Origin of the sequence: Streptomyces sp. NPDC001315, assembly GCF_042896175.1 — a bacterium.
GTDB lineage: Bacteria > Actinomycetota > Actinomycetes > Streptomycetales > Streptomycetaceae > Streptomyces.
The window spans coordinates 1-10,314 of sequence record NZ_JBIAWZ010000047.1 but is presented as its reverse complement, the minus strand read 5'-3'; the positions used below and the strand labels follow the sequence as shown (position 1 = coordinate 10,314).

The 10,314-nt window shown below is 65.9% G+C and carries 10 protein-coding genes and 4 pseudogenes; 10 read left to right on the top strand and 4 right to left on the bottom strand.

The features are described from left to right. The 6 genes from ACFY16_RS42855 to ACFY16_RS42830 form a co-directional block, all read left to right on the top strand. A partial coding sequence (locus tag ACFY16_RS42855; protein WP_390652651.1) for a hypothetical protein occupies nt 1-202 on the top strand: 202 nt, incomplete at its 5' end. A gap of 155 nt (nt 203-357) precedes the next feature. Next, nucleotides 358-870 (top strand): hypothetical protein, encoded by a 513-nt coding sequence (locus ACFY16_RS42850; protein ID WP_390652650.1) that lies wholly within the window; start codon nt 358-360, stop codon nt 868-870. A gap of 293 nt (nt 871-1,163) precedes the next feature. Next, the gene (locus ACFY16_RS42845; protein WP_390652649.1) at nt 1,164-1,772 is read left to right on the top strand and encodes a sigma-70 family RNA polymerase sigma factor; all 609 of its coding nucleotides are present in this window, start codon (nt 1,164-1,166) and stop codon (nt 1,770-1,772) included. 14 nt (nt 1,773-1,786) lie between these two features. Then, the gene (locus tag ACFY16_RS42840) at nt 1,787-2,002 is read left to right on the top strand and encodes a hypothetical protein (RefSeq protein WP_390652648.1); all 216 of its coding nucleotides are present in this window, start codon (nt 1,787-1,789) and stop codon (nt 2,000-2,002) included. Nucleotides 2,003-2,646: 644 nt separating this feature from the next. Then, on the top strand, nt 2,647-3,378 hold the full coding sequence (locus ACFY16_RS42835) for a dienelactone hydrolase family protein (RefSeq protein WP_390652647.1): 732 nt from the start codon (nt 2,647-2,649) through the stop codon (nt 3,376-3,378). A gap of 143 nt (nt 3,379-3,521) precedes the next feature. Further along, a complete protein-coding gene (locus ACFY16_RS42830) occupies nt 3,522-4,040 on the top strand; it encodes a hypothetical protein (RefSeq protein ID WP_390652646.1) in 519 nt (172 codons plus the stop codon). A 135-nt stretch (nt 4,041-4,175) separates the two neighbouring features. On the opposite strand, the gene ACFY16_RS42825 is transcribed toward ACFY16_RS42830, so the two are convergent. Further along, entirely contained in the window at nt 4,176-5,108 is a 933-nt protein-coding gene (locus ACFY16_RS42825; protein ID WP_390652645.1) for a hypothetical protein, read from the bottom strand. A 657-nt stretch (nt 5,109-5,765) separates the two neighbouring features. Here ACFY16_RS42825 and ACFY16_RS42820 point away from each other — a divergent pair. Continuing rightward, nucleotides 5,766-6,665 (top strand): replication-relaxation family protein, encoded by a 900-nt coding sequence (locus tag ACFY16_RS42820; protein ID WP_390652644.1) that lies wholly within the window; start codon nt 5,766-5,768, stop codon nt 6,663-6,665. Nucleotides 6,666-6,940: 275 nt separating this feature from the next. Here ACFY16_RS42820 and ACFY16_RS42815 read toward each other — a convergent pair. Beyond that, nucleotides 6,941-7,605: pseudogene (locus ACFY16_RS42815) on the bottom strand (DUF4097 family beta strand repeat-containing protein). A 232-nt stretch (nt 7,606-7,837) separates the two neighbouring features. Between ACFY16_RS42815 and ACFY16_RS42810 the strand changes: the two are divergent. The 3 genes and pseudogenes from ACFY16_RS42810 to ACFY16_RS42800 all read left to right on the top strand — a co-directional run. Further along, nucleotides 7,838-8,102, top strand: a pseudogene (locus ACFY16_RS42810) (MarR family transcriptional regulator); the annotation flags it as partial. Between the two features lie 356 nt (nt 8,103-8,458). Then, nucleotides 8,459-8,614, top strand: a pseudogene (locus tag ACFY16_RS42805) (IS110 family transposase); the annotation flags it as partial. Between the two features lie 50 nt (nt 8,615-8,664). Further along, nucleotides 8,665-8,973 carry a hypothetical protein gene (locus ACFY16_RS42800; RefSeq protein WP_390652643.1) on the top strand — a complete coding sequence of 103 codons (309 nt, stop codon included), beginning with the start codon at nt 8,665-8,667 and terminating at the stop codon, nt 8,971-8,973. 347 nt (nt 8,974-9,320) lie between these two features. Here the strand turns inward: ACFY16_RS42800 and ACFY16_RS42795 are convergent, their stop codons facing one another. Together ACFY16_RS42795 and ACFY16_RS42790 are read right to left on the bottom strand one after the other, a co-directional pair. Next, nucleotides 9,321-9,725, bottom strand: coding sequence for a hypothetical protein (locus ACFY16_RS42795; RefSeq protein WP_390652642.1), 405 nt, complete (start codon nt 9,723-9,725; stop codon nt 9,321-9,323). A 108-nt stretch (nt 9,726-9,833) separates the two neighbouring features. Further along, a pseudogene (locus ACFY16_RS42790) lies at nt 9,834-10,145 on the bottom strand (transposase); the annotation flags it as partial. Nucleotides 10,146-10,314 lie beyond the last annotated feature (169 nt).

Sequence of the window (10,314 nt, the reverse complement as noted above, 5' to 3'; positions counted from 1 at the left end):
CAGCCTCACCACACCCACGGCCAAAAATCCTGAAACGATCACTAAATCCCCGGGTCAGCGCTTCACTCATCCAGTGCTCGACAACGGATTTGTCACAGTGCGGCTGAAAGGGTGTCAGGGGCGGGGTGTTGAGGTTTTGGGTTCTCAAGCGTCGAACAAAGCGCCTCATCACTCCACCAGCCAGGAAGAGCGGTTCCTCTGACTAGTGGAAGCCTGACTTGAAGATTGACAACTGAACAGCTTGCGTCATTCTGTGTTGCAGATTGATTCTGGGATGATGACTTGTCTGTGGTTGACCGTCTCCTCCAGTATCCGGACCGTTGCAAGAAGCTGTCCGGGAATTGAGGTTCTTACGTAATGCTCGTAGTACTGGGCATGACGAAGAAAAGCACAGGCAATTCCACTGGATCGAATTCCAATCAGAAGTCATTCCGTGGTCGTTTGATGGCCCGGATTGCCGGAGCTGCCGCAATCGGTGTGCAGTTCCTCCCCAATTCCGAGCAGCTGCACGAGGGTTTGCAGCTCGCCGCCGTTGTGCTGTTGGCAACGGATGTGTCGATGGATGTCCTGGGTGGTCTGTGGGCGCTCGTACGGCAGGCCTGTGCGTACATCAGGGAGGCCAAGGCTATCTGGCGCAGCGAAATGGACGGCAGCATCGTCGTCGGGGTCAAGATCCCCCGGGCAGCGACGGTTCCTCGGGCGGTGGTGTGGATCACGGGGCGGGTGACGAGCTCGTTGCTCGCTCTGCTCTCTGGCAAGTCGGAGCAGCCGCATCTGTTGCTGGCGGCGGCGTTCGTGATCGTGGTCTTGGACTCGGTGGTGGAGGTGGCCAAGTTGGTGGGTGATCGGGTCCGGGCGCATCTGGGCTAACCGCAGTATGCAAGGTCCTTGTGTGGGTCGGTTCGTCCGATGGACGGGCCGGCTCACTCTTGTTCTGCGGAGTGGAAGCAGAGGAGAGGGGCTGCGGAGGCGGTTGACCTGGGCGGTTGAGGTTTCTGAATCCCGTGCGTTGAAGGGGGTGTTCAGCGCGTCGCTTCGAGGTTCATGGGGCGGAGGCGGTGAGCCGGTCCCTCGCCTCACGGTGTGGTGACTGTCCTTGAAATCTGAACAGAGAGGTTGCTGGCATGTCGCCACCATGCGGCCGCAAGCCGGAGGCTGCCGCTGTGCCCCAGCAACGGGGTGCAGAGGGTAAGCCCGAGGCTTTGGTGCCCCGCCAGGCCGTCGACGTAGACGGTGAGGCGACCGCGCAGGAGGGGCCCCTCGGTCCGGAGGACGTTTTCGTCTCCTGGTACCGCGAGAACATCGACCGCCTTGTACGGCGGGCGGTTTGGGCCCTGGGTGGTCACGGCGAGGCAAGGGAGCTCATTCACGATGTATGCATTCGTCTGCTCAAGAATTTAAGGGCAGGGAATGCGCCGTTCGGTTTCTTGGATTTTACTAAGTATGCCGAGCGGGCCGTTTCGAATGAGATCACTTCGCATCGCAGGAAAATGGCCACCAGACCGCGTCATGTGCCCATCGATGAGAACGACGGTGAGCACGCCTTCGAATCCTTTACGGAGGAGGAGATGGTATTGCGACGCGTCCTGGATGAATTGCCCGAGAAACAGAAGAAGGTACTCGTACTTTTTTTCTATGAGGGCATGAAGCCAGCCGAGATCGCGAAAGAACTCGGTCTCACACCACATACGGTCAGCACATACAAGAACAAGGCACTGCGCAGCATGCGGGAGCATCCTGCGATTGCCAGGCTGATCGAGAGCATCGACTGAGAAGGAAGGCGACGATGGGGCTTGAAAGACTGCTTCGTCTTGATGCCGAAGCCCTCAGCCGCGAAGTTTCGCTGATCGAAAAGGAAGCCCTTCTGGGAGAGATTCTCTCGGACTGGGCTGAGCTTGAGGATCGGGAACGGAGTGGCATCGTTGCCGATGGTGGGGTCGACCGTGAAAACGCGGTCGGCCCGCACCAGGCAGCGCTGAGGAGGGGAGAGGAAACACCCTGATCCGCGGGAGCGGAACAACCACTGCATGAAGGCAACCTCTGGAGATGGCCAGCCATACGAAGGCGACACGTTTGGCTGCAGGGAGAAAAACAACTCAACAGCAACACTGCAACACCATCTTGCACGCAGTACTGGCAGCTTGACTTTTACTGTGCTGCCGCTCACATAACCGGTCCAAGGTTGGGTTTCTAACAGGAAAGGAGGTAGTGCCATGTAGGAGGGAGATTAGCCCGAGGGTCGGGCGTCTTGTTACAGCTGAATAGACGCCCTTCCAGCACTGGGATGGATTGCTGACCCATGCTCCGATATACAGAGGGTGGGTTCGGATTCGAGTGTGTTCCGCGGATACAGGCTGCCGGACCAATGTTCCGGAAATGAAGCAAAGGAAAGGAGATGAGAACGATGACCAGGCCTAGGGTCTGCCCTGAGGGATTGCTTGCGATCTGATCGCGAGTGCCACTCGGGTGATCGCTTCTGAGTCCGGCAAACCACGTGGGGTGTGCTTTCGCTGGAAATGGAAGTGAACACGTAGATGGGAAGTAGGGGCCCTCGTCGAAAATCTAGGTTGCCAGAGCAACTCTATTTTTGGCGGGGGCCTCTTTAGGGAGCGCCTGCAGTAGGTATCCCGAAAGGCTTGAAACGCTATGCGGTTCATCTCCAAGACGTCGTTGGGCGGCGTGACCGAGCAGCTCTTCACCCTCGACGAGATCCCCTGCGTGCTGTGGACGCCGAAAGACGCCCACGGCACTCGTCCCCTGATCCTGATGGGACACGGCGGCGGGCAACACAAGAAGGCCCCCGGCATCCTGGCCCGCGCGCATCGCTTCGCCGCCGAGGGCGGGTTCGCGGTCGCCGCGCTCGACGTGCCCAACCACGGCGAGCGGCCGACGGACGAGGAGTTCGACCGGATTGCGACCGAGTACCGGGCGCGTATGGCCGCCGGAGAGGACACGGCTGCGCTGGACACCGCCATGTACACGCTCGTGGCCGGGCAGACCGTCACGGAATGGCAAGCGGTCCTGACCGCAGTCCAGCAACTCGACCATATCGGCGGCGGACCGGTGGGCTATTGGGGCGTGTCGCTGGGCTGCGCGTTCGGTATACCGTTCGTCGCCGCAGAACCTCGAGTCCGCGCCGCGGTGCTGGGCCTGCAAGGGTCGCCCGCGCTGGCCGGGACCGCCGCGCAGATCACCGTGCCGGTGCAATTTCTGGTCCAGTGGGACGATGAGCGGATGCCCCGTGCACAGAGCCTGGCGTTGTTCGATGCCATCGGTTCAGCCGAGAAGACACTGCACGCCAACCCCGGCAAGCACGGAGATCTGCCGCCGTTCGAGATGGACGACTCGCTGCGGTTCTTCGCCCGGCATCTGGGCTGATACGTCTGTAGTCCACGCCGCCGACGAGCGCCTACGCTGGATCGTCACCAGGGCGAACGTTGCCTGACACGGCACTCTAGGGGCTGTCGTCTTATGCCGGGAGTGCTGCTGCGCTCCGGGCGGGGGAACGAGGGGAGATGGTCGTGCCGGACGAGACGCCGCTGCGCCTGGTGCACCAGGGCCGGTGGGTGGTCAGCCGAGCGTGGATCCGGCAGTTGACGGGTGCGTCGGCCGGGACCCTCGCACGCTGGTACGCGGAGCGTCATACGCAGCCAGAGCAGCGCCGGCATCCCGAGGTCGTACACACGGTGGGACGCACGCACTACTTCGATCAGCAGGCTGTCGAAGCCTTTTGGGCGGCCTGGCAGGAGGAGATCGGTACCGGACGGCTGGGCCGCGCGGGACGGCCGCCGGGCAGCCCCGCCACCGGAGGAGCCGACCGGGCGCAGCGTGAGCGGGCGGTGCGTGTGGCCCTGGCCGCGCTACGCCAGGAAGGCGGCTACCGGCGAGGACTCGCCGCGCGTCTCGCACGCGAGCACGGCGGGGTGGCGCGCAGTTGGCAGCGTGCCGTCACCGAGGCCCGCGCCCTGTACGACACGGACGTCTCCAGCGCCATGCCCCGACAGCCCTCACAGAACCTGTGTCTTGATGGCGCTCTATGAAATGGGCCATCTCCTGCTTGGCGGTGGCCCCAGACCTGCTCAGTGGATCTCCCCACGTCTGTCGCGGTGCGCGCGCCCCTGGTGGTACGGAGGTGTACCCGGACGTGACGGTTGGTGGGAGGGGTTCGGCAGGACTCAGATAGAGGGCCAGTCGCGGCCGGCTGTCACCTCGCGAGCGGTGCAACGCCACTGGTCCTCCCCGCCGGGTAGGGGCCAGGCCCAGGTCGGCTGTTCCGCGGTGTTCAGGTCGTGGAGGAGGCGGACGAGCTGTGGGCCGGCCGTGGCGGCGCCGTCCGGGACGGTGGGGCCGTGGACGGCGCGGAGTTCGGTGAAGCGTGCCAGTTCGTCCTCGTAGAAGCGCACGGCCTCACCGACGCGCTCTTTCAGGTCGTCGCGCGGCACCGTGCGGTGCAACTGCAGCAGCGGAGGCTCGACGGACTCGGCGATCGCCGCGGCGAGCCGCGCATGACCGTCCAGGATCAGATGGCAGTCCAGGCCACTGACCCACCACAACAGGACGGGTGGGAGCGTTCCTTCACGGGCCTGCTTGCGGTACGCCTTGACCCGGCTGTCGTCGGCATCGGGCATCGGCCGCAGCGGAAAGACCTCCCACGAATGAGAATGGATGAACCAGTCGATGTATCCGTCCGGATGACCGTCGACGAGCATCGAGCTCCAGTACTCGGCATGCGAAGCGTCGGCGTGGCGCCAGTGCAGGAGCGGACTCTCGCACGAGAGCAGCCACCGGCCCTCGTGCAACGGGCTGTCCGGCGAGTCGATGAGGTACTGCGCGAAGCGGTGAGCCCACCGTTGTGCGCTGCCCGCCAGGGCCCGCGCCACATCGGCACGCAGCGGCGGGACAAAGGAGCGGTACGCGTCGGTGCGCCAGAAATCCACGCCCTGGAGGTGCTCGTCGACAACGGCGAGCAGCACAGGCCGCGAGAGCTGGGAGATCAGCAGTCGCGGCCCGGCACTGAACACGCACAGCCCCGGCTGGTGGCGGTCCTGTACGTCCAAGGACAGGCCCACCCACGTGCCGTCGTCCCGCGTGACCCCGCTGCGCTGCATACCAAGAGAGCGTAGACGGCTGCTGCATGGAACCCTGACGACCCCCTTGGCCGTCCCGCCACGCCTCGCACACTCCACGCCCCGGGTGGCCCCGGCCGGAATCACGCGCGGTGCTCGTTGAAGCTCCTCACTCCGTTGAACCCCGGACCGAGTGAGGCGACGAGCGGTCCTGGCCGAATTCAGAAATCCCCATCAGTCTGGCCCGGGAGTTGCCGTCGGGCATGCCTCCGGGGCTCCTCACGGCCCCTCAGGCCGGGGGCTGCAGCGGAGGGTTGCGCGAAGGCGGCCGCCGACGCGCAACGGACACCAGGCCGCCCCGATCCCCCGACGGCACGCCCACCCCGCCCCGCCCGTCCCCTTCACCTTCTTTCTCCTGGTCATGGGGCGCGGGGGTGTGCAGAGGGGGATGTCGGGCTGGCGACCACGACCAGAAGGGCGTGGTGACCTGCGGATACGCCGCCATCGTGCGGGAGGGTGCGGGCAGTTGTCGGCGGGGATGTAGGCGGGGATTACGGCCCGGTCGGGGGCGGTGTTGTCGCATCGTGACCGTGGTCGGGCCTTCGTGGTCGGCGTTCCGGTCGGGGCCGGCTGCTGCCGTGGTGCGTACGCGCGGCGCCGGAAAGGGACGGCGTCGCCCTTGTACGGGAGCGGTTGACGATGACGAATGTGGATGCGGGTGGCGGGGACAGGCTGGCGTTGGCGGTGCTGGTGCAGTACCGGATGGCCACGACCGAGCAAATGCATCTGGTGATCGCGCCGGGGGTGCGGATCGAGCAGACCCGGCGCCGGCTGGCCAAGCTGCGTGAGGAGGGGTTGGTCGACCGGATCACTCTGCCGCGGGCCGGGCGTACCCGGGTGTGGTTTCCCACCGAGTACGGCGTGGCGATCGCTGGTGAGTGGCCGGAGCTGCGCGGACGGCGGCCGCCGAAGAAGGTGGCCGATCCGACCGCCGTCCGGCTGCGTGTCGGCCACGGACTGACCGTGACCGAGACCGCGCTCGCCTTCCTCCAGGACGCCCGCCACCGCGGGGACTTGTGCCAGCCGTTGGACTGGATACCGGAGGTCTACCACCCCGTCGGGGGCGGAGAGGCTGTCATCCCCGACGCCTTGCTGTACTACCGGCGCGGCCCCGGTGACGGGGACGGGGGTGCGATGCTGCGGGCGTTCGTGGAGGTCGACCGGGCCACCATGGGCCCCGAACGCCTCGCCGCCAAACTCGGCGCCTATGAGCGCCTCCACCGCTACGCGGCCGTACCCGTCGGGCGGCGCCGGTCGTTCAACCAGGAGCCGGTGGAGGAAGATTGGCGGCGGCGCTACCCGCTCTTTCCCCGGCTGCTGTTCGTCCTGGACGGCACCGGCCCCACCGGCATCGAAACCCGCATCAACGCCCTGCACGCGGCCGCCAGGGACCTGGCACTGTCCGGCCTCCTGCGCCAGGTGCCCGTCCTGGCCGCACCGCTGGTCGACCTGCTGCACAACGGCCCCTCCGCGCCCGTGTGGCGTCCCGTCCACGACCCCGCCCGGAGAGTCAGCTGGATGCACTCCGCACACCCGTGACCGCGCATTGCGCAGACCTGCACAGTGCACCCGACCACAGGCCCGACCACGGCCACCAGGACCCCGACCACAGACCCGACCATGGCAGGTCACGGCGTTGCGCAGCCGATCGCGCACCGACTGCGCACCGACTGCGCAACCCGCCTCTGCCGGACGCCCATTGCGCAGCCCACCACCCCCGCAGGGCAGGCTGCGCAGTCCGGCCGGCACCGGTTGCGCAGCACCGTCGGCCACCTCCCCCCGGGTGCGCGCTCGGCTGGGGCTGGGCTGGTGGGTCAGAGGCTGCGGGCGGTGATGTCGCCGCGGGAGGTGGTGGCGCGGATGTCGAGTTCGGCGCTGCCATCGTTGTTGAGGGCGTTGCTGACGCGGCCGTAGTCGGTGCCGGCGTCCAGGGCGGCCGAGACACCGGCGGCAGCTGCGACCGAAATGTCACCGGACTGGGTGCGCAGCACCACCCTGCCGCGCACGGCCTCGGCGATCCGGATGTCACCCCTTGCGGTGCTGATCTGAGCGGGGCCGCCCAGCCGGCCGACCTCGACATCGCCGTCGACCGCAGTGAGGCGCACGCTCGCGGCCTCGTCGATCTTGATCTGCCGGTACGCGCCATCGAAGACCACATCGCCGAGCCGTCCGACACCGCGGAGCTCGGCGCTCGCCGCCCTGGCCTCGATGCGGGAGCCGGCGGGCAGCTGAACGGTGACCTGAAGGGACCCGGAGGGACCGACGAGCTGACTGCCGGGGGCCGAGGCCGTGATCCGCAGGACGCCGTCGGCGAAGGCGACCTCTGTCTGCTCAGCGGTCTTGGTGTCGCGGCTCTTGGAGGGATCGGCGGGCAGGACCTCGACCGTGGTGTCGGCCCGGTCGGCGGCGATGAACTGAATGCGTCCCGCGGGGATGTCCAGGACCGCGGAGACCGGGGCGGGGTGTCGAACTTCTGCATCGCGCTCTCCCGTGACTCGTCGTTTCCGATGACGGAAAAGCTACGTTGCATTCAAAGGTCCATCAACAGACTCGTTGCACGAAATCATCATCACTGCAGTTGAAGGCCAGGAAATTGTTGCAATGGTTGCCATTTAATGCAACAACCTCCACGTACTGCGTTGCAATGGATTGGAAATGAACGCCACACCGGAGGCATCCAAGGAGCACGACACGGCACGAAGGAGACCGCGATGCCGGGCCGCAGACTCACCCAGCCAGAACGCCAGCAGACCGCGTCGGGACTAACCAACAGCCCCGCCTACACGGAGAAGACGTCTCGACCATCCCACCTCGACCATCACCCGCGAGGTGATACGCAACGGCGACCCCACCACATACCGCGCCGACCTCGCCTACCGCGCCACCGAACGCCGCACCCATGGGCGCAGGCAGACCACGCCCCCGGGGGGCGCCGGCGCCCCCTCAGAGCCCGCCCGAAACGCGGACCGCGACCGGGCGCTGCGCCAGGTCTGCGCAATGCCCCGACCACCGGCCCGCCCACGACCGCTAGGAGCCCGACCACAAACCCGACCATTGCAGGTCACGGCGTTGCGCAGCCCACCGCCACTTCTGCGCAGCTGGCTCGCCACCGGCTGCACACCAGGGGCAGGTGAGGACGCGGCGACAGCCAAAGATCTTTCCGTCAACTGACCATCGGGGCTTGCGCAATGGACAGCAGCTTCAGTCGCGCCACGAGGCACCCGGACTCGAGCGCAGCAGGCCACAGCAATGCGCAGTGGCTGCGCAGGCTCACGATCAGGGCTTTAGAAGCCGGTACCTGCTGCGCCCAACAGGCGGCGGACTGGCGGTGGCGACGACGCGAGCACGGCGACTGGCACGCAGCCGCCCAGCGCAACCTCTTCAACCGCATGATCGGACAGCTTTACCACTGCCTCCAGAAGCAGGACCTCTTCGACGAACAGTCGGCGTTCCCCGCGCCGTCGTCGGCAGAGGCACCAGCCGCGTGACCAGTGAAGACGCCTTGCTCGCGGTGGCAGCGGAAGCCGATCATTCGCCCATGAGACCCGAAGTGCAGACCTTCGTCGCCGACGGCCCGCTTCCCGACTGGGACGCGAGCGAAGAAGAGATCGACAGACGCGTCCAGCAGCTCAACGCGATCCCGAAACCGGTCACGGGCGAGGAAGCCCGGGCACTCGTCTCCTGCTTCGGCCCGGACGACTGCTACGGCGTCGCCTGGACGCTCCTCCACCTCATCGAGACCGGCCCGAACCCCGTGCTCACCAACCAACCTGAACCCAACGCCAACGAGTGGCACCAACGGCTCTACGACCGCGCCGCGTTCGGAGGACTCATCCCTAGAACTTGACGGCATAGCAACGTGAGGTGTCTAGGAGGACATCGCCGTTCTCAGCACGGAGTCCCACCATGGAGATGACCCGACGAAACGCCGCAACCTGCTGCGCGGCGCGCTGGCCGCCGGCCTCACCGCTCCGGCCCTCGCCACACTCACCGCCGCCCGGACCAACGTCGACCAGACCCTCTCCGCCGACCCGCCGCAGGACCTGGCCGACCTGGAGGCCGCTGCCGAGAGCTACGGGTACGGCTACCACTGACAGCAGCCCACCCGCGTCCTGGCTGGCTTTGTTCACGGGTAGCGGTTCTGGCTCGCTTTCCGTGAAACGGACACTGTGAGTAACCAGGGCCCATGGCAAGTCAGATTTGATTTCGTGGGTGCCGAGCGTTCCAGTAGCTGATAACTGATATGCGCTGGTCGTCGAGGCTTACGACGTTGCCGGGAAGCACGGGGGCGAAGATGTCGACTGTCGTATGGGCTTCATCGTGGGTGCCCGAAGGAAGCACGTACGCCTGACGCCCGTTGGTGAATTGCCGCAGTTGCCCGGAGGGGTGAACATTGGGGCGAGCCCCCTGGCAGCAGAGCAACCGGCCCTTGTGTTCCAGCTGCTTCCGGACCTGGGTGAGGCAGTCGAGGTAGTCAGTCCCTCTGAAAGCCGTTCGGAATTGATCGTCAAGAAGCTCGACCATCGCGGTAGAGGGCTTGCCGATTTGGATGATGACCTCTTGTATGCCGCCGTCCGCGTCAACAGTCTGCAGGTACACCCTCTCGGTCCACTCCGGCTGAGGAACACTGCTGTTGGGTGTCTCGCCGTGGGGCCCACTGTCCATAGCCGTCATGATCACCGCTGACGGTCATTTTGGGCAAGGGGCTCATCCCGACAGCAACACACGTTTGCGCAGAAGAGTGAAGCCAGCTCGGCCGAACATCTGGCGTTTGAGCATCTTGATCCGGTTGACGTGTCCTTCGACAACGCCCGAGTTCCAGGGCAGGGTCAGACCGGCAATGACGGCGTCGCGGTCGCGGTCGATGCCCGCGGCGAGAGTGTGCAGGCTGGGCAAGTCGTCCTGGTGGACGGCATGGAGCCACTGCTGGAGCTGTTCGCCCTGGCGCTCGGTGAGCATCTGGGCGAAAGACCGGACGTGGCCGGTAAGGGCATCGAGTTCGGGGCAGTTTGCGAGGACAGCTCACGCCAGCACCTGCGGGGTTCCTCGAGCGCAGCGAGAACTTCCCCCGGCGGGGGTCCCCGGGCCGGGGCTAGGGCGTGTATTCGATTGTGATCAACGGGCGGCCCGCGTGAGATCTTTGATCCAGATCATCGAGGCGCGAAGGTGGAGACCGGCGAGGTAGCTT

What these genes read in the sequence shown, in the direction of transcription:
- ACFY16_RS42850 (WP_390652650.1), top strand. Translation starts at nt 358, where the DNA reads ATGCTCGTAGTACTGGGCATGACGAAGAAAAGCACAGGCAATTCCACT.
- ACFY16_RS42835 (WP_390652647.1), top strand. Translation starts at nt 2,647, where the DNA reads ATGCGGTTCATCTCCAAGACGTCGTTGGGCGGCGTGACCGAGCAGCTC.
- ACFY16_RS42820 (WP_390652644.1), top strand. Translation starts at nt 5,766, where the DNA reads ATGACGAATGTGGATGCGGGTGGCGGGGACAGGCTGGCGTTGGCGGTG.
- ACFY16_RS42800 (WP_390652643.1), top strand. Translation starts at nt 8,665, where the DNA reads ATGAGACCCGAAGTGCAGACCTTCGTCGCCGACGGCCCGCTTCCCGAC.
- ACFY16_RS42825 (WP_390652645.1), bottom strand. Translation starts at nt 5,108, where the DNA reads ATGCAGCGCAGCGGGGTCACGCGGGACGACGGCACGTGGGTGGGCCTG.
- ACFY16_RS42840 (WP_390652648.1), top strand. Translation starts at nt 1,787, where the DNA reads ATGGGGCTTGAAAGACTGCTTCGTCTTGATGCCGAAGCCCTCAGCCGC.